The organism is Oryzomicrobium terrae, from assembly GCF_008274805.1.
Lineage (GTDB): Bacteria > Pseudomonadota > Gammaproteobacteria > Burkholderiales > Rhodocyclaceae > Oryzomicrobium > Oryzomicrobium terrae.
Map to the genome: position 1 here is coordinate 2,779,010 of NZ_CP022579.1, position 24,825 is coordinate 2,803,834.

A 24,825-nucleotide genomic window follows, 5' to 3' on the forward strand; every position below is an offset into this window, starting at 1 on the left:
GGGGGAGGAGTCCTGCAATGAAAATGAACAAGCTGACCACCTGGATCGGGGTCGCCCTGGTCCTCGGCATCGTCGTCGGCTACGTCTGCCACGAGATAGTGCCGGATGCCGCCGCAGCCAAGGATCTGGCCGGTTACTTCGGCATCCTCACCGACATCTTCCTGCGCCTGATCAAGATGATCATCGCGCCCCTGATCTTCGCCACCCTGGTGGCGGGCCTGGCCAACATGGGCGATGCCAAGGCGGTGGGCCGCATCGGCGGTCGTGCCCTGGGCTGGTTCGTTTGCGCCTCGTTCTGTTCCCTCTTCATCGGCCTGCTCTTTGCCAACGTGCTGCAGCCGGGCCACGGGCTGAACGTACCCCTGCCCGACTCCGCCGCTGGTCTCAACCTGAAGACCGCCGCCCTCAACCTGAAGGACTTCATCACCCACGTCTTTCCCAAGAGCGTGATCGAGGCCATGGCCGGCAACGAGGTGCTGCAGATCCTCATCTTCGCCGTGTTCTTCGGCGTCGCCCTGGGCCATCTGCACAACCAGACCGCCCGCTCCCTGGTGAACACCATGGACGAGGTGGTGCACGTGATGCTGAAAGTCACCGACTACGTGATGCGCTTCGCCCCCTTCGGCGTGTTCGGCGCCGTGGCTGCCGCCATCACGGTCAACGGCCTGGGCATGCTGCTGGTGTTCGGCAAGTTCATGGTCAGCTTCTACATCGCCCTGGCGGCCCTGTGGGGTGTGCTGATCCTGGCCGGCTTCGCCGTGCTGGGCAAGGACGTGTTCCGCCTCCTCAAGCTGGTGCGCGGCCCGCTCCTGGTGGGCTTCTCCACCGCCTCCAGCGAGTCCGTGTACCCCAAGCTGATGGAACAACTGGAAAAGTTCGGCATCAAGAACCGGGTCACCGGCTTCGTCCTGCCCCTGGGTTACTCGTTCAACCTGGACGGTTCGATGATGTACACCACCTTTCTGGCCTTGTTCATCGCCCAGGCCTACGACATCCCGATGAGCCTGGGCGCCCAGATCACCATGTTGCTGGTACTGATGGTCTCCTCCAAGGGCATCGCCGGGGTGCCCCGGGCTTCCCTGGTGGTGGTGGCCGCCGTGCTACCCATGTTCAACCTGCCGGAAGCCGGCCTGCTGCTGGTGCTGGGCATCGACCACTTCCTCGACATGGGCCGCACCGTCACCAACGTGCTGGGCAACTCCATCGCCACCGCCGTGGTGGCCAAGTGGGAAGGCGCCATCGACCCGGTGCCGGCCGACCAGGCCGATGCCGAAGAGTCCCTGCCGGTGGTGGACGAGACCTACCCCGAAGCCGCCTGAGCGGTCCATCCCTTGCCGGGCAGCGGCCCACCGCGCGCCGCCGCCTGCCCCTCTCCTCCAGTTCGCCCGGCACCGTCTTGCCGGGCTTCTTTTTCTCCGGCCATGACTTTCGACTGGTACATCCTCGCCCCCGCCGCCTTCTTCGCCGGGATGGTGGACGCCGTGGTGGGTGGCGGCGGCCTCATCCAGATTCCGGTGCTGCTCGGCCAATTTCCCGCGACGCCGATCCCCACTCTGTTCGGCACCAACAAGGTTTCCAGCATCGCCGGCACCGGCGCGGCGGTATGGCGCTTTGCCCGGGCAGTCTCCATCCCCTGGGCGGTGGTGCTGCCAGCCACCGGCGCCGCCCTGTTTGGGGCCTGGGGGGGCGCGGCTCTGGTGGCCTGGCTGTCCCGGGAGGCGATGCAGCCCCTGGTGCTGGTGCTGATGATCGTGGTGGCCGGCTACACCTTCCTGCGCAAGGACCTGGGCCATGCCGCCACCCGGGAACTAACCCGGGCCGACCGCTGGAAGGGCGCCGCCCTCGGCCTGGTCATCGGCCTGTACGACGGTTTCTTCGGTCCGGGCACCGGCAGCCTGCTGATCTTCGCCTTCGTCCGCCTGTTCGGCATGGACTTCCTGCACGCCTCGGCCAGCGCCAAGGTGGTCAATGCCGCCACCAACGTCGCCGCCATCGCCTTCTTCGCCAGCCACGGCCCCCTGCTGTGGGGCATCGGGCTGATCATGGCCGCCTGCAACCTGGCCGGCGCCCAGGTCGGCACCCTGCTCGCCCTGCGCCACGGCGCCGGCTTTGTCCGCCGCGCCTTCCTGCTGGTGGTGGCGGTGCTGATCATCAAGCAGGCGACCGGCTATTTCCATGCCTGAGCCCGTCCCACCGTCCGCGGCGGCACCTGATAGCATGGTGCCGTTCCCCGACTCCGCGCCAGCTCCCCTGTCCGCCATGTCCGCCCCGCAACGCCTGCTCCGCCTCCTGGCCCTGGTCTGCACCCTGGCCCTGCTGATCGGCGGCGCCAGCTACACCACCTTCCGGGTCAGCCAGGCCATGGGCCTGGCCGAGTTGCAGGCGACCGGGCGGCATCGCCTCGACCTCTACGCTACCAGCCTGGAGCGGGAGATCGACAAGTACGCCTACTTCCCCACCACCCTGGGGCTGGAGCGGGACGTGCTCGACCTGCTCGCCCGGGACGCGCGGGACACGCCCCTGGCCAAGCGGGTCAGCCTCTACCTGGAGCAGCTCAACGAGCGGGCCGGCACCCTGTCGATCTACGTGCTCGACACCCGCGGCACGGTACTGGCCACCAGCAACTGGCGCCGCCCGGACAGTTTCCTCGGCGAGGACCTGTCGTTCCGCCCCTACTTCCGCGAGGCCCTGGAAACCGGCAGCAGCCGCTTCTTCGGCATCGGCACCACCCGGGGCGAGCCGGGCTACTACCTGGCCTCGGCCCTGGCCAACGCCCAAGGCACGGTGGGCGTGGCGGTGGTCAAGGTCAGCCTGGAGCAGCTGGAAAAATCCTGGGCGACGGTGGAGGCCCCCGCCCTGGTGGCCGACGAAAACGGCGTGGTGATCCTGGCCTCGGTGCCGGACTGGAAATTCACCACCCTGCGCCCCCTGGACGAGACCACCCGGCACACCTTCGACCGCACCCAGCAATACAACCGACGCGCCCTCAACCCCCTGGGAGTGAAGGAAATCGCCCCCCTCGACCACGGCGCCCAATTGGTGCGCCTGCCCCGGGTCGGGCCGGAGACGGTGTCGGTGTTCCCGGTCACCGGCAAGTTCCTCGCCCAGGCCCAACCCCTGCCCGGCACCCCGTGGAACCTGACGGTGTTCTCCCACGTCGAGCAGGTGCGCGAAATGGCCGCCAACCGGGCCGCCCTGGCCGGCATCGGGGCGGTGCTGGTGTTCATCGTGTTGTTCATGTTCAACGAGCGGCGCCGCCACCTGCGCGACCGGCTGGCCGCCCGGGAAGCCCTGCAGCGCGCCCACGACGAGCTGGAGCGCAAGGTCGAGGCCCGCACCGCCGCCCTCTCCGCCGCCAACGCCCGCCTCCAGGCCGAAGTGGCCGAACGCATCCGGGCCGAGCGCACCCTGCGCGCCGCCCAGGACGAACTGGTCCAGGCCGGCAAGCTGGCGGTAATCGGCCAGCTTGCCGCCGGCATCGCCCACGAGCTGAACCAGCCCCTGGCTGCCCTGCGCACCCTCTCGGGTAATGCCGGCAAGTTCCTCGACCGGGGCGACCTGCCCACGGTGCGCGGCAACCTGGGGCGCATCGCACAACTGGTGGACCGTATGGGGACCCTGACCGGCCAGCTCAAGTCCTTCGCCCGCAAGTCCTCGGGCCGACCCCAGCCGGTGGTGCTGCAACAGGCCATCGACAATGCCCTGGCGCTGCTCGAACAGCGCCTGCGCCAGAGCGGCGCCCGGGTCGAGCAAACCCTGCCGTCGGCGGACCTGGTGGCCCTGTGCGACCCGAACCGGCTGGAGCAGGTGCTGGTCAACTTGATCGGCAACGCCCTCGACGCCATGGCCGGCCAGGACGCACCACGCCTGGAACTGACCGCCGAACAAGCGGGCGCCCTGCTGCGCCTGCGGGTGCGCGACCACGGCCCGGGGTTGAGCGACGAGGTGCGCGCGCACCTGTTCGAGCCCTTCTTCACCACCAAGGAGGCGGGTGTCGGCCTGGGCTTGGGGCTGCCCATCTCCGCCGGCATCGTGCACGATTTTGGCGGTACCCTGGCGGGTGACAACCACCCGGAGGGCGGCGCCGTGTTCACCCTGGAAATCCCCGCTGCCGACGAGATCCGCCATGACTGACGCTGCCCCCGCTACGCCCCTCGCCACGCCGCTTTCGGTGCTGATTATCGAGGACGACCCGGACGTGCTGCTGGGCTGCGAGCAGGCCCTGCAGCTCGAAGGCATCGCCACCCAGTCCGCCGGCTCGGTGGAACAGGCGCGCAAGCGTCTGGGGGCCAACTTCGCCGGCGTAGTGGTGAGCGACATCCGCCTGCCCGGCGCCGACGGCATGGCCCTGCTGCGCGAGCTGCACGCCCTGGACCCGGAGCTGCCGGTGGTGCTGATCACCGGTCACGGCGACGTCTCCCTGGCGGTGCAGGCGATGAAGGACGGGGCCTACGACTTCATCGAGAAGCCCTTCGCTCCCGAGCACCTGGTGGACGTGACCCGGCGCGCCCTGGACAAGCGTCGCCTGACCCTGGAGGTGCGCGCCCTGCGCGCCAGGTTGGAGGGCGAGGACCAACTGGAGGCCCGCCTGATCGGCCGCGCCCCGGCCATGGTGCGCACGCGCCGGCTGATCGTGGACCTGGCCAACAGCGCCGCCGACGTGCTGATCTTCGGCGAGACCGGCACCGGCAAGGAGCTGGTGGCCCGCTGCCTGCACGAGGCCGGCCCGCGCCGCAGCGGCAACTTTGTCGCCATCAACTGTGGCGGCCTGCCCGACACCCTGTTCGAAAGCGAGATTTTCGGCCACGAGGCCGGGGCCTACACCGGCGCCGGCAAGAAACGCATCGGCAAGATCGAGCACGCTAACGGCGGCACCTTGTTCCTCGACGAGATCGAGTCCATGCCCCTGGCGATGCAGATCAAGCTGCTGCGCGTGCTGCAGGAGCGCAGCCTGGAACGGCTGGGCTCCAACACGCCGATCCCCGTCGACTGCCGGGTGGTGGCCGCCACCAAGGCCGACCTCAAGGAACTCGCCGACCAGGGCCGCTTCCGCGCCGACCTCTACTACCGCCTGAGCGTCGCCACCCTACCCCTGCCCCCCCTGCGCGAGCGGCGCGAGGACATCCCCTTATTATTTGAGCACTTCCTGCTCCAGGCCGCCGCCCGCCACGAGCGCCCGGTACCCGCCGCCGATGCGGCGCGCCTCAACCTACTGATGGCCTACGACTGGCCGGGCAACGTGCGCGAACTGCGCAACGTGGCGGATCGCTGCGTGCTCGGCATCGAAGCCGGGGTGGCTCCCTTCGCCGCCGCCCCGACCGGGCCGCAACATCTGGCGGAAACAGTGGAATCCTTTGAACGGGCCCTCATCGCCGACGCCCTGGCCCGCCATGGCGGCAGCCTGGCCCGCACCGCCGAAGCCCTGGGCGTGGCCAAGACCACCCTGCACGACAAAATCCGCAAGTACCACCTCGGCGAACAGGGCTAAGGTCCGCGCCAGTGCTTGTTCTCCGGGCATCTGCCCGGGCGGAGAGTTTTCCCCTTGGCGCGATTTCCGGACCTCCTCGCCGCAGTCCGGACAGTTTCTCGGAAATCAAGGAGCAAGTGCATCGCCACATGAGGCCGAACGTGCGGGGAACGGAACGGCCAGGCCAGCGGAACGGAGGAGAGGGGCGATTCAGGGTGAAACCGGCGTTCCCTCCCAAACGCCACCCCCAAGCATCACCACACCACCAGAATTCCCTTTAAGTCCGTCGCCGCGGTATAGTTTCCGGTTGCCCCCAATCGAGCCGGACACCCCATGGACGAGATCAAGATCCGCGGCGCGCGGACCCATAACCTGAAGAACATCAGCCTGGACCTGCCCCGGGACAAGCTGATCGTGATCACCGGCCTGTCCGGCTCGGGCAAGTCGTCCCTGGCCTTCGACACCCTCTACGCCGAGGGCCAACGCCGCTATGTGGAATCGCTCTCGGCCTACGCCCGGCAGTTCCTGCAACTGATGGAAAAGCCCGACGTGGACCTGATCGAGGGCCTGTCCCCGGCCATTTCCATCGAGCAGAAGGCCACCAGCCACAACCCGCGCTCCACCGTAGGCACGGTCACCGAGATCCACGACTACCTACGGCTGCTGTTCGCCCGGGCCGGCACGCCCTACTGCCCAGACCACCATCTGCCCCTGGAGGCCCAGACCGTCTCCCAGATGGTGGACCACGTGCTGGCACTGCCCGAGGACACCAAGCTGATGGTGCTGGCGCCGGTGGTGGCCAACCGCAAGGGCGAGCAGCTGGACCTGTTCGCCGAGCTGCGCGCCCAGGGCTTCGTACGCCTGCGCATTGACGGCGAGATCCACGAGATCGACGCCCTACCGAAGCTGGACAAGAACAAGAAGCACACCATCGACGTGGTGGTGGACCGCCTCAAGGTGCGCGATGACATGCGCCAGCGCTTGGCCGAGTCGTTCGAGACGGCCCTGCGCCACGCCGACGGCCGAGCCATCGCCCTGGAGATGGATTCGGACACGGAACACCTGTTCTCGGCCAAGTTCGCCTGCCCGGTGTGCTCCTACGCCTTGCAGGAGCTCGAGCCGCGCATCTTCTCCTTCAACAACCCGATGGGTGCCTGCCCCAAGTGCGACGGCCTGGGGGTAATGCAGTTCTTCGACCCGAAGCGGGTGGTGGCCCATCCGGAGCTGTCCCTGTCCGCCGGCGCCATCCGCGGCTGGGACCGGCGCAACCAGTTCTACTTCCAGATGCTGCTGTCCCTGGCCCAGCACTACGGCTTCGACGTGGATACGCCGTGGAACGAGCTGCCCGAGGCGACCCGGGAGATCCTGCTGTTCGGCTCGGGCAAGGAGGCCATCGCCTTCCAGTACCTCAACGAGCGGGGCAAGTACGTGCTCAAGGAGCACGCCTTCGAGGGGATCATTCCCAACCTGGAACGGCGCTACAAGGAAACCGATTCCCTGACGGTCAAGGAAGAGCTGGCCAAGTACATCAGCACCCGCCCCTGCCCCACCTGCGAAGGCACCCGCCTGCGCAAGGAGGCGCGCAACGTGCGCATCGGCCAGGGGGACCAGGGCAAGACCCTGCACGAGATCAGCCGCATGCCCCTGGCCGCGGCCCGGGACTTTTTCTTCACTCTGGAGATGACCGGCCACAAGGCCCAGGTGGCGGAAAAGATCCTCAAGGAGATCACCGCCCGCCTGCAGTTCCTCATCAACGTGGGCCTGGACTACTTGTCCCTGGACCGCTCGGCCGAGACCCTTTCCGGCGGCGAGGCCCAGCGCATCCGCCTGGCCAGCCAGATCGGCTCCGGCCTGACCGGCGTCATGTACGTGCTCGACGAACCGTCCATCGGTCTGCACCAGCGCGACAACGACCGGCTGCTGGCCACCCTGCGCCAGCTGCGCGACATCGGCAACACGGTGATCGTGGTGGAGCATGACGAGGACGCCATCCGCACCGCCGACTACGTGGTGGACATTGGCCCCGGGGCCGGGGTGCACGGCGGCGCCATCGTTGCCGAGGGCACGCCCGAGCAGGTGGCGAACAACGCCAAATCACTCACCGGCGCCTACCTCTCGGGCGCCAAGCGCATCGCCGTGCCGACGCAGCGCCGTGCTCCCGACCCGGAGCGGCAGTTGCAGATCAAGGGCGCTCGGGGTAACAACCTCAAGGACACCGACCTGCACCTGCCGGTAGGGCTGTTCACCTGCGTTACCGGCGTCTCCGGCTCGGGCAAGTCCACCCTGATCAACGACACCCTGTATGCGGTGGCGGCCAAGACCCTCTATGGCTCCAACACCGAGCCCGCCGAGCACGACGAGATCACCGGCCTGGATCACTTCGATAAGGTGATCAACGTGGACCAGAGCCCCATCGGCCGCACCCCTCGCTCCAACCCGGCCACCTACACGGGCCTCTTGACCCCCATCCGCGAACTCTTCGCCGGGGTGCCGGAAGCCCGCTCCCGGGGCTACGGCCCCGGCCGCTTCTCCTTCAACGTCAAGGGCGGCCGCTGCGAGGCTTGCCAGGGGGACGGCGTGATCAAGGTGGAGATGCACTTCCTGCCAGACATCTACGTGCCCTGCGACGTCTGCCACGGCAAACGCTACAACCGGGAAACCCTGGAGGTGCACTACAAGGGCAAGTCGATCTACGACGTGCTGCAAATGACCGTGGAACAGGCCCGGGAATTCTTCGACGCGGTGCCAACGGTGGCGCGCAAGCTGCAGACCCTGGTGGACGTAGGCCTTTCCTACATCACCCTGGGGCAGAGCGCCACGACGCTCTCCGGCGGGGAGGCGCAGCGGGTCAAGTTGTCCCTGGAACTGTCGAAGCGCGACACCGGCCGCACCCTGTACATCCTGGACGAACCGACCACCGGCCTGCACTTCGCCGACATCGAACTGCTGCTGAAGGTGCTGCACCGCCTGGCCGACCACGGCAATACGGTGGTGGTGATCGAGCACAATCTGGACGTGATCAAGACCGCCGACTGGCTGGTGGATCTGGGGCCTGAGGGTGGCGGCGGCGGTGGCCGCATCATCGCCGCGGGCACGCCGGAACAGGTGGTCAAGGTCAAGGAAAGCCACACCGGCCGCTTCCTCGCCCCCCTGCTGAAACGAGGCTAACCCCCACGCCTTCCCCGGTGCGAAGCAACCCCTCGCCCGGGGGAGGTCTCGCACCTCAAGCGGCGGTGGAAAGATCCTGCGGCAGCACTTTGGTCACAGCCGGAATCTCGGGGGCAAGCAACGCCGCCGCCCGCGCTTCCAGGGCTTCCCGGACCAGGCGCGGCAATGACTGATTGGCCGCCTCGCGCAACAGGTTCTGGCAAAACACCAGGCGGGGATCTTCCTCCTCCTCCCCGGGGAGCACATCGAAAATGCCATCTTCGACCAGGGGCTCCAGGTAGGAGGCAATTTCACCGACCGTCAGGCCGCATAGACCGGCCAGATGCGAAAGCGAGAATTCCCGCCCCAGGATCGAGGCGTATTGCACCACCCCCTTGGCCACACCCAAGCCATCCAGGCGAGCCATCATCAGATCCCGTAGGGATGATGGAATCAGCTGGCGGCTTGCGGATTGCAAACGGCCGCCGTTACGCAAACCCATAACCAGAAACTCCTCGATGAAGAGGGGGTTGCCTTCGCAACACCCCAGCACCTTCTCGGCCCACTCGGGGAGCCCGCCACGCCCACTGTCGAGAAAGCTCTCAGCCAACTCCCGGTCCAAGGGAAATGCCAGGGGGGCCAATGGCAGGGAAACCGCCGGCGATCGCCCGCCAAAGGTACGGCGCCCCGTCACCACAACCAGCAGCGGCAAGCCTGGAGTGGCAACCAGTTGATCAAGCAGCCGAAGCGTCTCCGCATCGGCAAATTCCACATCGTCCAAGGTCAGCAGCAAGGGGTGCTGGCGAGCCACCTGCCCAAGTAGGGCGGCCAACAGTTCAACGATGTGCGTCGCGTCATTAGCGCTATCAGGAGCGTCATGCAACCAGCGGGCCAGATCGTCCAGATCGCCATCGCTGGCGGGCACTGCGCGCAGCAAACGGCGCAAGCGTGCAACCGTAACGGCTTGGCCACTGGTAGGGCGGACCGGCAGCCGGCGGGCCAGCCAGTGGCGTACGGGCCCAAGCGGCATAGTGCGCTGGTCGCGGTGCGCAATCAGGGGAAGCAGCGCGGCATCACTGCCAGCCAGGCGGCGGCGCAGTGCCCCGACCAAAAAGGTCTTCCCCACACCAGCCTCGCCCACGATCTGCACAAGCCGCCCCTGGCCACGCCGCGCCTCACGCCACCAGCCGAGCAGGTGCAGCAGCTCACCCTGGCGCCCCACCAGGCGCGGTGTGCGAGCAGGCTCGCCCGCCCGTTTGGCCACGCGCCCGCCGGCACGGGGGCGTAGCAGGCGGTGAGCCGGCAGGTGCCGCCTCCCAGGACTGCCAGCAGGAACCTGGGGCTCGTGGACAAATGCGCCACGCAACTGCGGCAGGGTCGCATCAGAAACCACTATCTGACCTGGTGGCACCGCATAGGCCAGCGCCATGGCCGCCGCGGAGACATGCCCGCACAGGCCATCTTCAAGCCCCTCACCCACGGTCACCATGCCGGTATGGATGGCCACGGTACATTGCAGATCGGCGTCGGACACCGCTCGCTGAGCGCTGAACGAGGCATTGGCCGCCGATAGCGCCGCCCCCTCCCAAGTCTTGGGAAACCCGAAATAGGCCAATACGGACAAACCGTGGTTATGCACCACACGTCCCCCGGCCTGCACCAGATGGCGGACGAACTCATCGCGGCGGGCTGCAAACATGCCGCCCATGTCTTCATGTTCGGGTTCGCAGTTGGGCGACAGCTCACAAAACACCACCGTGACCTGGCGTCGCTCTGCTGCCACCGGGGCCACCCGCCTATCATCGACGGGCTCTATCTCGGGGCGACAGGATTCGCCACTGCGCAGCACGTCGGCCAAGGCGCGAATTTCCACGCTCGGTCGAATTCCCAGCTCGGCCAGAAGTTCCTTTTCAAAACGCTGGTAGTGGACGAGGCCGGCAGCGGAGTTACCGGTTTGTGCGTAAAGGCGCATCAACCGCTGCAGCCCCTCCTCATCCCAGGGCTCCAGGTCGACGTAGCGCATGGCCCACTGCAAGGCATCTTGAAAAGCCCCTTGGCTGGAACGCCAATCCACATAGCGCGCCATGAAATCGACGGCACAACGGTGCAGGGACTCGCGCCGAGCCACCAGCCAACGCTCGAATTCCGGACAATCGGGAAGAGTCAGGCCTTCGGCAAATGGGCCGCGATAGCCTTGCAGCGCCACTTCGGGGCTACACGCGCAGGAGGGCAAGCCCGCGCACCCGGTACATTCGGCAAACCCGCGCGCCGCTTGCTCAAGGAATAAGGCATCGACGCCGACCCGCCGCCCCGGTACGAACCGCACCGTCTGGCGGCTGGATTCGATAACGTCGTCCCCGAGGACGCTGCGCAGGAGAAACAGCGCCTGGCGCAGATTCTGTCGCCCGGCGTCGGCGCTGAGCTCGGGCCAGAACAGCCCGGCAAGAAACGTCCGGGACAACGGCATCTGCGGCTGCATTGCCAGGTAGGCAAGGAGTCCCTTGAGTTTTTCGTAACGGAACGCGGCTTGCCCAACGCCTCCGGCGACGATCGAAATCGTACCGAACAGAATGACGGAAAGCTTATTTTCCTCTGCGCTACCGAAGCAGGCGGAAACACCGGCGGCAGGGCACCGCTCGCCCGGGGAATCGGGGCGATGGAACACACCTGTTTTTCCCCGCAGGGCTGTCGTCATTGAAGAATTCCGCCGTATGGCCACGATCTAGGCAGACCGTAGCCAGTCCAATAATTGAGGCGTCATTCTATGGCAGCAAACATGCCAGATAAATACGACCTACCGCATACAACAAAAGCCCTATTGCCCCAAGCGCCGCCAGGCATTCCAGACCCGTTCTGCATAGCGGCTATTCAACTCGGGGGTACGTGAATGGTAATTACCCACGGCCCGCCAGAAGGTCTGGCGATCAAGGCCCGTCACATCGAAACGGGTAATTTCCCGGGAGAGCAGCCACGTCCCAAAATGAATGTTGGCGCAGGAATGATCGCGAATCAGCCGAAAACTGCCGCCCCGGCGCTCGATCTCGGGTAGCCAGATAGAATTGATCTGCATCGGGCCGATATCGACACTACCGTTTCGATTGGACACGGTTTGCCCGACCTGCCCCCCTTCCACCATGAGGATGGCCCGGATCAAAGAGGCGGGAACCCGATGCCGTACCGCCGCTTCATGGATGCAGCCCTCCCACTCGGGACGAGGCTTGGCCCAGACGCTGGCGGAGATCAGGCAGCTCCCCAGGCCTAGACAAACGAGCAAACTAAAAAGGGAGGGAGGCCGCCGGCCTCCCTCGATTCTCCGGGTCCAGTCAGAGATCATCTCAGCGCCCCAGACGCTGCTCCACATAGCGGCGCAGCGAGGCATAGCGGGGAGCTTCGCCCGCCAATTGCAGGAAGCGGTTCCACTCTTCCTCCGCCACTGACTTGTTGCCCAGTGCCTGACGCGAGTACCCCAGGTTGAACCAGACTTCCGGGGCCAGGGGCGTCAAGGTCCGCGCCTGCTCGAGGTAGACAACGGCGCGCGCATGATCACCGCGCTCCTGGGCCGCCAGCCCCCGGCTGATCCAGATTTCTGCCACCCCAGGGTTGAGCTCCGCCGCCCGGGACAGATAATTCTCTGCTTCTGCGGCGCGCCCTTGGCCAAGCACCGCACGCCCCATCCACCACCAGGCTTCCCAACGGCTGCCCGCTTCGAGCAGCAGGGGCCGCGTACGCTCTTCGACTTCACGCCATTGCCCGGCGCGAAAAGCCGCTCGAATCGGTTCGGCACGCCCATCGAAGCGGAAATCGTCACCACCAGCCGCCGGCGTCAAGGTGGTTGCCGGGGCTCCGGTAGAGGGCGCGGGAGCAGTAGTGGCGGCAACGAATTTTTCCCCACTGGACGAAGGTTTCACCGTGGCCGCCTGGACAACTGGCGCATCGCCGTTGAGCGATTGGTTCAAACGGCTGACGGTAGTAATGGCCGCGCTCTTGATCCCGGTGATCTGGCGGACTGCGGCCAGATCATCCTTACGCTGCGCCGGCTCGGAGTTCACCACGGCGTAGAAGGCGTCCTGACCGCGGAACAATCCGCGCGTCAGGAAGGCACCTGGCAGATCGGCCAGTTTTTGCAGCGCTTTGTCTGCCGTAGGACGATCATAAAAGGCCGCCACGGCAATGAGACGTTGCTGAGCGGACAGGCTGGCGACACCTTTATCCCATTCGGCCAGAGCCTGATCCGTTTTACCCGCGGCCCACAGCGCCTTGCCCGCAGCCAGCCATTCCGGCTGAGCCACATCCTTGGCGGAAGTGTCCGCCGCGGGAGCCGGCGTTGCAGTCGCAACGGTAGCGGCCTCCGGTTGAGACGGGGCGGCAACCGCATCCGCCGGGGGAACCGCTCCCGGCATCTGAGATGCTCGTGCATCCGCGGCAGAAGGAGCCAGGGACACGGGCTGCAACCCTGCCCCTGTTTCCTGGGCAGCCACGGGTTTAGCGGTGCGCGCTGCCAGAGGCCCGTCATCGGGGGCGCCCCCCGGCGCCCCCCAATACAGGATACCGCCCGTCGCCAAGACCGCCGCCGAAAGGGCGACCGCCCCGGCCGGCAGCAGCCAGCTGCGCCGGCTGGCCGGGCGACCGAAGGCGCTTGCAGGCAGTGGCGTGGACAGCCCGGGGTTCTGAACTTGCTCCAGGCGGTGCAGGGTTTCTTCAATGATGCTCATGAACGTGGATTCCGAAAGAACCGTACAGGGGTCGGTCAGACGATCAGCGGCCGAAGCCGGTGACTTCACGGGCGGCGGTGCGCACCATGGCCCGGGTGACCTCGTGGGAGCCCCGGGCAAAGGCCAACAGCACCGCCCGATCACAGATCTGGTTGATGCGCCGGGGCACTCCCCGGGCATACCAGTGCACGGCCAGCAGGGCCGTGCGCGAAAATTGGAATACGCCGGTAGAGCGGGCCGTGTTCATGCGATGCCGTACGTACTCCCCGGTCTCCAGCCAACCGAACGGCTTGAGCCGATGCCAGATGCTGATACGTTGGCGCAGAGCGCGCATTTCCGAAGTGCCAAGCATGCTTTCCAACTCGGTTTGACCGAACAGCATCAAGGAGATCAGCTTGCGCTGCTCGGTTTCCAGGTTGGAGAGCAGGCGCAAGCCTTCCAGCAGGCGGGGCGTCATGCCATGCGCCTCGTCGACGATCAAGGCCACCCGGATCTGCTGCTCGGCGAAGCGCACCAGGGTGGCATACATCAGGTCGTGCAACTCGCCTTCCGAAGTTACCGGCGCTTGTTCTCCGGTCAGATCCCGATAGATGCCGGCGAGAAGATCGCCGTAACTCTGCGCCGGGTTGAACACATAGGCAGTGCGGACCTGCTCCCCGGCCAGTTGGCGCATGAAATAACGGCACACCAGGGTCTTGCCCAGCCCAACTTCACCGGTAAGCAGGGTGAAGCCGCCGGTCATCAAGCCATAGCGCAAGTGGCTAAGGGCTGTCAGGTACTGGCTGTGGGGAAAGAACAGGTCCGTATCCGGCGTGATGCGGAACGGGGCCCGATGAAACCCCAGGGCCTGGTACACCGCATCCAGCTCGGGCAGGGAAGCAGACATGGCGGACATGGAGTCTCGTTACTGCACGATGTAGGGGGTGAGGATGACCACCAACTCGCGGCGGCTGAGGGATTTATAGGTTGTGCCAAAGAGATTGCGAACCCCGGGAACATCTCCCAAGCCAGGTACGGCACGATTCGTTTCCTCTTCGACCTCCTGGATCAAACCACCGATGATCACCGTTTCCCCATCGCCAACGCGAACCATGGTGGAGGTCTGTTTGACATCCAGCCTGGGCGCATTGGACTTACCGTCCGGAGAAACATCGACCCCGGAAATCCGGGTAATGACGGGGGACACATCCATGGCAATACGCCCATTGACCGAAATCTGCGGCGTCAGGCTCAGGACCAAGCCCTCGGTAATGGTCGTCGGGGTAGTTGTGGTGGAGATTACCGGCGTTCCCCCGGCAACCGGAGTCAGCACCGTCTGGGTGGTGAAGAAGGTCCGCTCAGTGCCCGAGCGGACAATGGCCGATTGGTTGTTGAGGGTCCGGATCCGGGGCTGGGAAACCACCTTCACGTCCCCCTGCTGTTGCAATGCCCGGATCACCACATCCATGTCGTTAACCAGGAAGGACTTGGGGAACACCTTGCTATACAAGGCTGCGGCCGTCAGCGGGGGGACATTGGAGCCCGCGGCCGAAGTGGTGAAGTTAGTCGCCGAGCCGACCTTCAGGGCACCGAAATTGATCTGATTCCAGTCGATCCCCAGGGAACGGTCCGAATTCAAACCGACTTCCACGATGCGCACGTCAATGAAAACCTGGCGACCGATGTTTTCGTGGAGTTGCTTGAGGTAATCCTCGACCGCCCGCATCCGGGTCCGGGTCGAAGTAACCTGCACCGTGCCGGACAGGCGGTTGATGATCAACCGGCCCTCTTTTTCCTTGAGGGGTTTGATACTGGTGGTAGTGGTGTTAGCAACCCGATCCAGGGTCGTCACCGTTTCCATGGGCGGCGCCTGCTCGTCGGTGCTATCCGCACGCCCTTTGGTCAGGATGTCTTCAAGCTGGCTTTCCAGCTCACTCCAGAAATTGATCGTGTCCGACTTGGACAGACCCGCCCGGGTAGTATCTCCGCCACCCCCACCACCGGTAGAGGTCGAGGACGTGGTAGTGGTGGAGTTCCCCGTCCGGGTCAGGCGCAGATAATCCACGTTGAAGGTTTTGGTTTGCAGGCGGGTCACCCGCAGCAAGCCATCGTCCCATTCCCAGGACAAACCATTGACTTCGAGCAAGGCTTCCAGCGCCTTGTCGAGCGGCAGATTGCGAAAGTCCGCCGTCACCTGACCCCGAACATCCCGGTCAATACTCACATTGATGCCATAGACCTGGGCAAACTGGGCCATGGCCAACTCAACCGGCAGACCGCGGGCGCGGAAGGTGTACAACTTGCGCGCAGCAACAGGGGTAGCCACTGCAGGCTCAGGCATACGCGCATCCAGTCCCAACTCGCCAGCGGGTTTTGCATCGACAACAGGCGGTGTTTTTGCACGCTGCAACTCTTCCTGACTGAAGAGTGACGGACGTTCGGGAAGACGAGGGGTCGTGCAGCCCGCAACGACCAAGGCCAGGACGGGGAGCGTTACATACGTTCTCATTATGATTCAATCCCTTGCATGCTAAATATCAGAGGCGGTCCAGCAGGCGGCGGTACTGCCGCTCCAGCTCGTCCGAGGAAAGAGGCGGCTGGGAAGGCACACCAGCATCGACCCGACGTTTTGGTGGCAGCAAAGGCAGACTGGCCAATCCCGCACCATCCAGACGCAGCACCTCCCGCCCTTGGGCACCGAGCAGGACCACCCGATCATCGGTGATGCGCTGTACCCGATAGCCTTTGATCACATTGCCTTCGAACACCAGATCGCTATCGATCACCGCTGCTCGCTTATCAGGGGTCACCAGCACCGAGCGCAAACGCAGACGCTCCCCTGCCGAACGGTTGTTTTCCACTTCAGGGGGGGGAACGAAGCGGTCCACAACTTCACTCGGCATCAACGCGGAAAGCCGTAGCGGCGCAGCCTCCCGCTCCTCTCCCTGCGCGTGTAAATCGCGGACTCCGGGGGGGATCGAAATACGCGTCATGGCGATGGTTTCAGGAGTATTGGCAATCAACCCGTCAACCCAGGGAGCCAGCCAATAGCCTCCTCCGACCAGAACCGGAACGATGGCAAAAGGAATGAACGCTTGCATGAACGAATCTCTCAGGCGGTATCGACGTACTAGGATCGGCCGGGTCAGTGGGTGAAGATCTTTTCACCCTGAAAACTCAGGGTGAGCGTTGCGCCAGGCTGGCCGCGATCCGTGCTGCGCTCCTGTTCCTCGCCCCGAGCCGGGCCCTTCTCTTGCCAGGCCAATTCAAAGCTGCGCAGCAAGAGGAAGCCATCGCCTTCGTATGCGCGGGTGAGCAAGGATTGCAGGCGCGGCAGCTCATTCGGCGCAAACGATGTGGTCAAGGACACCCGCTCATGTCGAGCGATCCCACCGTCCTGACCAAGGCGGGAACGGGCGTTTTCATACTGCTCGACGCTGCGCCTCAGTTCCTTCAAGTCCTGACTTGCCATGGACAGGGAATCCCGCTCCTGGTGCAAAGCCCCAATCCGGGCCTCACCGAGCCGATAGGCGAACAACGCGGCCGCCAAGGCAAGGCTCACGGACAGCAGCAGCAACGTAAGTTTTCGTTGTAGGGTCATGACGACTCCGGATTAACTTGGCAAACCAGATTTAAAAACGTGGTTACTCAATTGCATTTGGCTGCTGCACGCAGCTCTTGCAGGGTTACCGTCTCGACCAGATCGTCGTAGATATCGACATGACGACGAGCCGGGTTTTCAAAGATGCGATCCGAAACACCCGAACCATTGGGGAGATTGAGGTTTTGATTCACCAGGCGAGTCGCCAGGTTTTCACCTTCACCGTTCGTGCCAGGTCGATTGGCACCTGTCCCGACCAAAAGAAAGGCAACGGGGGTCGTGTTGGTGCAATAAGTCCCGTAAGAAGCCAGGTTGTCTTGGTCAGGAGTGCCAAGGCAAATCCGTGGACCGGCGATGACCGCGGGAGAGCTGGTAGCTAACGTAATGGCCGTATCGAGCCGATTGCACAGACCGCTGACATCGGGAGCAGTGGTTCTTCCAGGGCTGCCGACTGCGGTCAGGTCGATGTTGTTTGCCGCGTCGTTGAGCACGTCGTAGACGAAACCACTGCCACGACCATCCGACCAGCGCACCCCCAGCGGCTCCAGCGTTTGCTTCGCATCGCAGTTCGAGCCAGTCGCCGAAACAGCACCGGCCGCATTGCGGCAAACGGGGAGCTGCCCGGTAGCCAGGACCTGACCGATCAAGGCCTGCTTCAAGGTCCGCAGCATCCGCCGATCGTCGTCCGCCATGGTCTTTTGATGAAGGAAACTGGCGCTGGGTGCAGCAAAGGCCACCATGATCCCGAACACGATGAAGACAAACGCCAACTCAAGCAGGGTGAACCCGGTCTGCGCAGCGCGAATCTTCTGCGTACGGCTTTTCCGACTCCCAATATGGTGCGTCATTACTGCCCCCCTCCAAGATTTGCGAGCATGTCGGACAGGATCGAGTAGATGGGTCCCATCATGGCCACCACGAAGAAAATGAAGAAGACGCCCATCAGCAGAATCAGCAGCGGTTCGATGGCCTTGGTCAGCAACTCCACGCTGGCGCGAACCCGTTGTAGGTACATGCCGGCCAGCTTGCGCAACTGCTCTTCCAGGGCGCCGGTCTGCTCACCAATGGCGATCATGCGGATATCCAAGGGCTGGAAAATGGAGGTTCGCTGAAACGCCTCCTTGAGGGACAAACCCAGGCGCAAGAATTCCGGAATGCGCTTGATGCGCGCACGGAAATAGCGGTTGTGGGCAGTATCGACCAAGCGCCCCACAGCCTCGGTAATCGGCACGCCGGCCCCGTACACAAGCGCCAAGTACTGGAAATAAAACGCCTCCTGGGCGTTACGCACCACCGGGCCGATGACGGGAAAATCCCAAAGAAAACGGTCGACAACCACACGAAAATCCCGCTGCCGACGCGCCATGGAAAAGCCCACGGGAAGCAGTACCAACCCCAGAACCACCCAGATCCATTCGGACGAGAAGAAATCGCTCAGCGCGATCATGGCCCGGGTTGTCGCTGGCAACTCAATGCCCATGGTCTTGTAGACAGCCGCCAATTTCGGCACCACCACGGCCATCCAAAAAATGCCGGTAGCTACCAGCACGCTGAGGCTGAAGGCCGGATAGACCATGGCGCGCTTGGTCGCCGATTTGATTTCCTCGATCCGGCTCAGGTAGTCCGATGCATCCTTGAGCATTTGGTCGAGATTGCCGCTGACTTCGCCCAACTGGGCCATGCTGACCACGACATCGGGGAACTGCTCGGTACGCCGCATCGCCTCGGACAACGACAGGCCGGTTAGCAGGCTTTTGCGCAGCGTATCGGCGGTATGACGCATCAATCCATTGCGCGACCCACGGGAAAGGTCGGCCAGCGCAGTTTGCAAATCAAGACCACCCTGAATATAGAGAGCAAGGTAACTGCACAACTCGATCACCTGGGCAATTCGCAGGCGTCCGCGCAGGGTATGCAGCACCTGCTCGGCGAAACCAGGCAGTTCGTAGAACTTGTCCAGGTGCTCGCCGCGCTTCTCCAGTTCTTCGTAGAGCACCCCCAAGTGATCGTAGGTGCCGGAGCGCCATGCCACCGCACCTTCGCTGGTCACGCAGGAATAAATGATGTAAGGCATGGCCGTCTCAGAGGACCCGTTCGATCTCGGTCAGGTCGGTCACGCCGGAACGCACCAGGGACAGGGCGGCCTCGCGCAACGATTTCATGCCTTTTTCCCGGGCACGGCGCTCCACTTCGGTCGGCATGGCGCCACGCTCGACCAAACTGCGCAGCTCTTCGTCGAACTCGATCACTTCGGCAATCGCAGCCCGCCCCGCATACCCGGTGAAATGACAGCGCGCGCACCCTTGATGGTGCGCCACATGGGGCGGCAATGCACCGTAGCGGGCCAGATCATCGTCCTGAATCGCCACCTCGGTCTTGCAGTGCGGGCAAAGCCGGCGCACCAGGCGCTGGGCCACCACCCCGATCAACGAGGCCGACAGCACCATGTCGTCCACCGCCAGGTCGCGCAAGCGGACGATGGCGCCAATAGCATCGTTGGTATGCAGCGTGGACAAGACTAGGTGACCCGTCTGGGAGGCGCGCATCGCCAACTGGGCGGTATCTTCGTCCCGTACCTCACCGACCAGGATCACATCCGGATCCTGGCGCAGGAAGGCCCGCACGGCGGAAGAAAAGGTAATGCCCGCCTTCTCATTGACTTCCATCTGGCGCGCCAAGGGAATGCGGAATTCGACCGGGTCTTCAATGGTCAGCACATTGCGCTGCAGCATGTTGATCCGGCGCAGCATGCCGTACAGGGAAGTGGTTTTCCCTGCACCGGTGGGACCGGTCACCAGAATGGCCCCGTGGGAGCGCCGAATCATGCGGTCCAGACGGGCGATCTGGGCATCGTCAAAGCCGATGCTGGACAGCGAATACAGTTCGTTGTTGCCCGCCAGCACCCGGATCACCAGGTTCTCGCCATTCACCCCGGGCATGGTGGAAATACGCAGATCGAACTTCTCTTCCAGATAGGGGAAGCTCATCCGGCCGTCCTGGGCCCGGTTCATGTCGGCGATGTCCAGACCGCTCATCACCTTGACGGTCGACACCAGGCGGCCATGGGCCGAGGCGGGCAGGGTATAGGTAAGCTGCAACACCCCGTCGAGTCGCAACGACACCAGCGTTGCCAGGGGGGTCGGCGAAATGTGCAAATCCGACGCTCGGGCATCGATCGCCGCCGACAACAGCAGTTCCGCCAAACGTTCGGCGGGAAAATCCCGGCCCGCCGCAATCGTTTGGGACATCCGCTCGATTTCTGCATCCAACGGGTGTTCGGCGCGGTAATAACGACGCTGGATTTCACGCACCAAACGCCCTTTGGGCGCAACCTTGAGTCGGTGTGGCTGGCTGACGAAGCGAGCCAGCAACGCCCCCAGTTGCGGGTTGCCCGGATCCTCGACGGCCAGCACCGCCGTTCCCCCCTCCACCGCCAACGGCAACATCAGATGGCGCTGGGCAAAGTTAAACGGCAGCAGGCGCAACACTTCCGGAACCAGGGGTTCGTCGAGCTCGGTAAACGGCACCTCGAACTGGTGCGCCAGCACCTGGGCAATTTCCTGGTCGGTGACAAACTTCAGCTGCTGCAGCGTTTCCCCAAGACGTGTTCCCGAGGTGGCTTGGACCTTCAGCGCGTACGCGAGGGTCTCCTCGTTGACGACTTCTGCTTCCTTCAGCAATTGCCCAAGCGGGCGCTTCGTTGCTTCGCTCACTTGAAATCCTCCGACCGGGCAAACAATTCGGTGGTCAGCACCGCCCGATCTTGACCCGACTCATAGTTGAGATTGCTTTTGCCAAAGCGCAGCTTGGCCGAAAGACGCTTGAGCACCTCCCCTGCCTGGGCTTCGACACTTTCGTAGCTCCCCGGGACCGTCAGTGCCAACTGAACACGATGCTCACCGTTGGCAGCCTCTCCCCCCTTATCGGGCCGAGCCCCGCTTCCGCCGACGGGGACCAGGCGCGGTTCCGCTGCGCCCGGCTCGCTACCGGCAGGACGAATGCTCACGGAGCGAATCACCACCCCCGGCGGCAATTCCTGGGTCACCCAGGAAAGCAGGCGATCAACGCGCACTTGCTGGTTGCGCTGCTGCAACAGGCCGAAAAATTCGCTGAAGCTGGCCTGCACGGTTTTGTCCGGGATCCGGCCCATCAATGCATCCCGGTCCCGTACGATCTGGGCACGCTCGCTCTCAAGCTGACGGGCCAGCCCAGCGTTTTCAATGCCATGGCTCACCGCCAACCCGGCCAGCACCAGACTCGCGCCCCCCAACGCCAGGGAGGCTGGCAAGGCGGCCTGCCAGGCGACAGCCCGCTGGACCTGGGCGTTTTCCAGCATGTTCCAACGATTCTTCACCCAGAGCAGGCCATACAGCTCGGGGCGGGCCAGGACGTCGCCACCGTTGATCAGTGCGGCCAGTTGCCGTTCGATGCTGCGCGAGGCGCTGTCGCGTTGCGCCTCCGGGCTCGCCGAACGCTTGGCAAGATCACCCAGGTAGACCCGCAGCGGGTTGCGCTCGGCCGCATCGCTCAGGCCCCAACCGCCGCCACCCGACAGCGCCAATTCGGCACGCTGCAGTGCATCTTTGATGCCGTCTTCATCCGCCGGCAGGAAATCAAGGCGACGCTGGCGGACTTCGCCCGCTTCGGCGACAAAGTACACAAAGCGCTCACCCCGGGCGAAATAGACCTGCACCGGATCGGACGTGGCATTCGCCACCAGCGCGGCAATGGCGGACTCTTCCAGAGACGCCAGGCGCACCGGCTGGCTATCCAGGGGCAGCCCTTCCTCGATGCGCATGCAATCTATCTCGGCACAGGCGGCCAAGCGCAGGTTGAAGTCGGTTTCCCCGGCAGCAACCACCTGCAGGCGCAGGCGGTAGGCTTCGCTGAAGAGCATTTCACCGTCGATAAAACGCCGGGCGACCACGGCGGCCAGGCGCGGGTTATCGGTCTGGGAAGGAGTCCGGTCAAAATAGGCCCCCCGGGAGAAAAAGCTGGCGCGCATTTGCCAGCCGCCCAGGCGTGCAAGTTCATGTACTTCGCACTCCGCCTCGGACACCACGCGGCGCCCCTTGAGGATGGCATAGCGGACACGGCGAGCTTCCAGGCTCTCACCTCCCGACTCACCCACCGACACCAGCACGGTAGCGGTCATGCGCTTGAACATTCGGCAACTCCGGTAATGTTGGCGGCCAAGGCCACCCTAACGAAACAAATCCCTTTCGCAAGGCTGCCGCCTTGCGAAAGGGGCCGCCCGCAGGCGGCTCCTTGCAGCACGTTACGTACGCCCTTAGTTGGCCGGAACCGCCCGGTCGAACTGGAAGGACACCGCGACGAGCTGGTCATCGCCCTGGTTGGCATTGGGCCAGGCAGCACCATCGATGCTCACGCCGCCGGTGCCGTTATGGAACAGACGGACGCGGCCGACTTGTCCGCCATCCTGGGTTCCCGTACCCATGGTCACAGGATCAGGACCGTCGATTGCCACGTCGATACCCTTGGCCATCCACAGCGGGATGTCATAGACGACGATGTAATTGGTGACCGCGTTGCTGCCAACGGCGCTGGTCATGGAGCCGAAGGCGTACCAGTTATTGGTCTGGTTCTTCGCCAACTGGCGGTTCACCCGGTTGGGGTCCACCAGGTTGGCCTTGCGCAGGTCGGACCAGGGAGTGTTGATATTGGTCTCGACCACACCAACCCCACCGCCACCTGTAGCGTTCCCGGAACAAGCGCCACCAGTCGTCGCCATCGGGTTCGGATCATCGGTGTAGGTCGCACCGGCCAAACGCACCACGTTGGCGGGAGCATTAGAAAGAATCACGCCGATGATGCCATCGCCATTGCAATCGCCCGGCAGACGGCCGGTGCGCTTCTCGTGCTCGAAGGCCATGCCTTGCAGGCCCTTGATGTCGGAGACGACACGCTCGATCTTGGCCTTGTTGATCATGTCGGTACCCTTGAGGGCGGCGACGAGGATGATGCCGGCGATAACCAGGACAATGGCCAGTTCCACCATAGTGAAACCGCCCTGGCCGCGCCGCTGGGCGGCGAGCGCCCGCTGGATGCGTTGGTGCATTGAATTGCTCCCGAATGAGGTTCTGAAGTGTGGGCCGGTCGATATCGCCAGACCTGTTGCAAACGTCATGACGCTGCCGAGGCAAGCCCGCCGCCTCGGATGGTCGAAAGAATAGGAAGCAAGCGTTAACGCAGCGTCAAAGAACCCCAAACTCGTTCAGCCATCGGGAACTTTTTGCGTCAACGCAGCGTTAAACCCCCCCTTTAACCGTGATTTTTTTCACGGATGGCAATTTGTTTATTTTTTGCATAGCCGCTTCTTCCTAATTGCCATCTATGCCAATTGGGATAGGCTTGCCGACCAAAAGGAATAGCACGGAGCTTTCAACCGGTTTTAGCCCGCGAACCCGCTTTACCCGATGTGACTCCGTACCAATAATGGGAGCCTGATGTCCAACCAATGCTTCGTATCGCCATGACCGCCCCTCCCGGCTTCTTCCACTCGCTGCGCAACGCCGGTATTTCCCCCCAGGACGCGGAGGAGATGCGGCTGAAGAAATCGCTGCTGATGTTAGCCACCGGACTGATGAGCGTGGCGTCGATGGTGTGGCTGCTCATCTACTGGCAATTGGGCCCCCAGTTTTCCGCCACCATCCCCTTTGTTTTCGAGCTGCTCCTGGCGGGCAACCTGTTCTATTACCTGAAGAGCGGCAACTTCCCCCTGTTCCGCACCCTGCAGCTGGGGCTGTTCCTGTTCGTGCCCTTCGTGGTGCAGTGGAGCATCGGCACCTTCATCACGGCTTCCGGCGTCAGCCTGTGGGGCTTGCTGGCCCCGATCGGCGCCATCCTCTTCGTCGGGCACCGGGAATCCCTGGCCTGGTTTGCGGCGTACCTGTTTCTCACCGCTCTCTCGGGTTTCTTCGATTACTACCTGGCCGATACTGCGCCCCTCGGCCAGGTCGTCGTGCCGATCAAAACCAGCGTGTTCTTCTTCGCCCTCAACTTCGCCACGGTCTCGACCCTGGTTTTTCTGCTGCTGCGCTACGCCTCGGTGGAAAAGGAGCAGACCCAGCATCGCCTCGAAGAAGCCCACCGTCTGCTGCAGGCCGAGCAGGACCGTTCCGAGCGCCTGCTGCTCAACATCCTGCCCGGCCCGATCGCCGAGCGGCTCAAAAACAGCAATCAGACCATTGCCGACGGCTTTGCCGACGTCACGGTGATGTTCGTCGACATCGTCAATTTCACCCAGGTAGCGGAAGGGCTGTCGCCCCAGCAGGTGTTCTCGATGCTCAACCGAATCTTCTCCACCTTCGACGAGCTGGCCGAGCAGTACGGCCTGGAGAAGATCAAGACCATCGGCGATGCCTATATGGCCGCGGGAGGCTTGAACAGCGCCAATGACGAAGATGGCGAGCAGATCGACTACACCGCGGCTATAGCCAACCTGGCGCTGGCCATGCGCGATTTGCTGCACGAGAATTTCGACGTCAACCGCCGCCGCCTGGAGGTGCGCATCGGCATCGGCACCGGCCCGGTGGTGGCCGGCGTGGTGGGCAAGAAAAAGTTTATCTACGACCTGTGGGGCGATACGGTCAATATCGCCAGCCGCATCACCAGCGAAGGCACGCCCGGCATGATCCAGGTGGACGAGACCACCTACCGCCGGCTGCGGGACCGCTTCGCTTTCCAGCCCCCTCAAATCCTTCGTCTCAAGGGCAAGGGGGAGACGGTCGTCTACCGGCTGACGGGTCACCTGGCCGGTGACCCTACCCTGCGCGAATCAATCCCACGTCCGCTGGCAGCGCCAGGCAATGCTTGATGAGCGGCGGGGTAAGACGGCGCAGGGCAGTCGTCACACCCGACTCCGCACTTAATTCCAATTGAATAAAATTGACGCTAGC

Annotated in this window: 18 protein-coding genes; 6 read left to right on the top strand and 12 right to left on the bottom strand. The window is 64.0% G+C overall.

The window, feature by feature from the left end; all coding sequences use genetic code 11:
* Positions 1 to 17 precede the first annotated feature (17 nt).
* From OTERR_RS12605 to uvrA, 5 genes are all read left to right on the top strand, one after another.
* On the top strand, positions 18 to 1,319 hold the full coding sequence (locus OTERR_RS12605) for a dicarboxylate/amino acid:cation symporter (protein ID WP_149425975.1): 1,302 nt from the start codon (positions 18 to 20) through the stop codon (positions 1,317 to 1,319).
* 102 nt (positions 1,320 to 1,421) lie between these two features.
* Positions 1,422 to 2,183 carry a sulfite exporter TauE/SafE family protein gene (locus OTERR_RS12610; RefSeq protein WP_149425976.1) on the top strand — a complete coding sequence of 254 codons (762 nt, stop codon included), beginning with the start codon at positions 1,422 to 1,424 and terminating at the stop codon, positions 2,181 to 2,183.
* 76 nt (positions 2,184 to 2,259) lie between these two features.
* Positions 2,260 to 4,134, top strand: a complete 1,875-nt coding sequence (locus OTERR_RS12615) for a sensor histidine kinase (RefSeq protein WP_149426545.1) — start codon at positions 2,260 to 2,262, stop codon at positions 4,132 to 4,134.
* Positions 4,127 to 5,488: a sigma-54-dependent transcriptional regulator gene (locus OTERR_RS12620; RefSeq protein WP_149425977.1), complete on the top strand. Its 1,362-nt coding sequence runs from the start codon at positions 4,127 to 4,129 to the stop codon at positions 5,486 to 5,488. The genes OTERR_RS12615 and OTERR_RS12620 overlap by 8 nt, the downstream gene beginning before the upstream one ends.
* Before the next feature lie 312 nt (positions 5,489 to 5,800).
* A complete protein-coding gene (gene uvrA / locus OTERR_RS12625; RefSeq protein ID WP_149425978.1) occupies positions 5,801 to 8,635 on the top strand; it encodes an excinuclease ABC subunit UvrA in 2,835 nt (944 codons plus the stop codon).
* Between the two features lie 55 nt (positions 8,636 to 8,690).
* On the opposite strand, the gene OTERR_RS12630 is transcribed toward uvrA, so the two are convergent.
* From OTERR_RS12630 to OTERR_RS12685, 12 genes are all read right to left on the bottom strand, one after another.
* Positions 8,691 to 11,309 carry an ATP-binding protein gene (locus tag OTERR_RS12630; protein WP_149425979.1) on the bottom strand — a complete coding sequence of 873 codons (2,619 nt, stop codon included), beginning with the start codon at positions 11,307 to 11,309 and terminating at the stop codon, positions 8,691 to 8,693.
* Positions 11,310 to 11,429: 120 nt separating this feature from the next.
* A complete protein-coding gene (locus OTERR_RS16750) occupies positions 11,430 to 11,768 on the bottom strand; it encodes a lytic transglycosylase domain-containing protein (RefSeq protein ID WP_246154167.1) in 339 nt (112 codons plus the stop codon).
* Between the two features lie 181 nt (positions 11,769 to 11,949).
* A complete protein-coding gene (locus OTERR_RS12640; protein WP_187775238.1) occupies positions 11,950 to 13,395 on the bottom strand; it encodes a tetratricopeptide repeat protein in 1,446 nt (481 codons plus the stop codon).
* On the bottom strand, positions 13,370 to 14,221 hold the full coding sequence (locus OTERR_RS12645; RefSeq protein WP_054622231.1) for an ExeA family protein: 852 nt from the start codon (positions 14,219 to 14,221) through the stop codon (positions 13,370 to 13,372). Before OTERR_RS12645 ends, OTERR_RS12640 begins: the two co-directional genes overlap by 26 nt.
* 9 nt (positions 14,222 to 14,230) lie before the next feature.
* Positions 14,231 to 15,646 (bottom strand): hypothetical protein, encoded by a 1,416-nt coding sequence (locus OTERR_RS12650; RefSeq protein WP_187775239.1) that lies wholly within the window; start codon positions 15,644 to 15,646, stop codon positions 14,231 to 14,233.
* Positions 15,647 to 15,842: 196 nt separating this feature from the next.
* On the bottom strand, positions 15,843 to 16,406 hold the full coding sequence (locus OTERR_RS12655) for a hypothetical protein (RefSeq protein ID WP_149425981.1): 564 nt from the start codon (positions 16,404 to 16,406) through the stop codon (positions 15,843 to 15,845).
* A 44-nt stretch (positions 16,407 to 16,450) separates the two neighbouring features.
* Positions 16,451 to 16,906 carry a hypothetical protein gene (locus OTERR_RS12660; RefSeq protein WP_054622228.1) on the bottom strand — a complete coding sequence of 152 codons (456 nt, stop codon included), beginning with the start codon at positions 16,904 to 16,906 and terminating at the stop codon, positions 16,451 to 16,453.
* A gap of 47 nt (positions 16,907 to 16,953) precedes the next feature.
* Positions 16,954 to 17,754, bottom strand: a complete 801-nt coding sequence (locus OTERR_RS12665; protein ID WP_149425982.1) for a type II secretion system protein — start codon at positions 17,752 to 17,754, stop codon at positions 16,954 to 16,956.
* Positions 17,754 to 18,980: a type II secretion system F family protein gene (locus OTERR_RS12670; protein ID WP_054622226.1), complete on the bottom strand. Its 1,227-nt coding sequence runs from the start codon at positions 18,978 to 18,980 to the stop codon at positions 17,754 to 17,756. Before OTERR_RS12670 ends, OTERR_RS12665 begins: the two co-directional genes overlap by 1 nt.
* Before the next feature lie 7 nt (positions 18,981 to 18,987).
* A complete protein-coding gene (locus OTERR_RS12675) occupies positions 18,988 to 20,619 on the bottom strand; it encodes a GspE/PulE family protein (protein ID WP_149425983.1) in 1,632 nt (543 codons plus the stop codon).
* Complete coding sequence (locus OTERR_RS12680; RefSeq protein WP_054622224.1) at positions 20,616 to 22,073, bottom strand: hypothetical protein; 1,458 nt, start codon at positions 22,071 to 22,073, stop codon at positions 20,616 to 20,618. The genes OTERR_RS12675 and OTERR_RS12680 overlap by 4 nt, the downstream gene beginning before the upstream one ends.
* A gap of 123 nt (positions 22,074 to 22,196) precedes the next feature.
* A complete protein-coding gene (locus OTERR_RS12685; RefSeq protein WP_054622223.1) occupies positions 22,197 to 22,985 on the bottom strand; it encodes a type II secretion system protein in 789 nt (262 codons plus the stop codon).
* 414 nt (positions 22,986 to 23,399) lie between these two features.
* Between OTERR_RS12685 and OTERR_RS12690 the strand changes: the two genes are divergently transcribed.
* Positions 23,400 to 24,743 (top strand): adenylate/guanylate cyclase domain-containing protein, encoded by a 1,344-nt coding sequence (locus OTERR_RS12690; protein ID WP_149425984.1) that lies wholly within the window; start codon positions 23,400 to 23,402, stop codon positions 24,741 to 24,743.
* Positions 24,744 to 24,825: the final 82 nt, after the last annotated feature.

Excerpts from the sequence above, each read along its gene's own strand:
- OTERR_RS12610 (WP_149425976.1), top strand. The coding sequence starts at position 1,422 with ATGACTTTCGACTGGTACATCCTCGCCCCCGCCGCCTTCTTCGCCGGG.
- OTERR_RS12630 (WP_149425979.1), bottom strand. The coding sequence starts at position 11,309 with ATGACGACAGCCCTGCGGGGAAAAACAGGTGTGTTCCATCGCCCCGAT.
- OTERR_RS12690 (WP_149425984.1), top strand. The coding sequence starts at position 23,400 with ATGACCGCCCCTCCCGGCTTCTTCCACTCGCTGCGCAACGCCGGTATT.
- OTERR_RS12620 (WP_149425977.1), top strand. The coding sequence starts at position 4,127 with ATGACTGACGCTGCCCCCGCTACGCCCCTCGCCACGCCGCTTTCGGTG.
- OTERR_RS12605 (WP_149425975.1), top strand. The coding sequence starts at position 18 with ATGAAAATGAACAAGCTGACCACCTGGATCGGGGTCGCCCTGGTCCTC.
- OTERR_RS12615 (WP_149426545.1), top strand. The coding sequence starts at position 2,260 with ATGTCCGCCCCGCAACGCCTGCTCCGCCTCCTGGCCCTGGTCTGCACC.
- OTERR_RS12680 (WP_054622224.1), bottom strand. The coding sequence starts at position 22,073 with ATGTTCAAGCGCATGACCGCTACCGTGCTGGTGTCGGTGGGTGAGTCG.
- OTERR_RS12645 (WP_054622231.1), bottom strand. The coding sequence starts at position 14,221 with ATGTCCGCCATGTCTGCTTCCCTGCCCGAGCTGGATGCGGTGTACCAG.
- OTERR_RS12655 (WP_149425981.1), bottom strand. The coding sequence starts at position 16,406 with ATGCAAGCGTTCATTCCTTTTGCCATCGTTCCGGTTCTGGTCGGAGGA.
- OTERR_RS12650 (WP_187775239.1), bottom strand. The coding sequence starts at position 15,646 with ATGCCTGAGCCTGCAGTGGCTACCCCTGTTGCTGCGCGCAAGTTGTAC.
- OTERR_RS12685 (WP_054622223.1), bottom strand. The coding sequence starts at position 22,985 with ATGCACCAACGCATCCAGCGGGCGCTCGCCGCCCAGCGGCGCGGCCAG.
- OTERR_RS12670 (WP_054622226.1), bottom strand. The coding sequence starts at position 18,980 with ATGCCTTACATCATTTATTCCTGCGTGACCAGCGAAGGTGCGGTGGCA.
- uvrA (WP_149425978.1), top strand. The coding sequence starts at position 5,801 with ATGGACGAGATCAAGATCCGCGGCGCGCGGACCCATAACCTGAAGAAC.
- OTERR_RS12665 (WP_149425982.1), bottom strand. The coding sequence starts at position 17,754 with ATGACGCACCATATTGGGAGTCGGAAAAGCCGTACGCAGAAGATTCGC.
- OTERR_RS12660 (WP_054622228.1), bottom strand. The coding sequence starts at position 16,906 with ATGACCCTACAACGAAAACTTACGTTGCTGCTGCTGTCCGTGAGCCTT.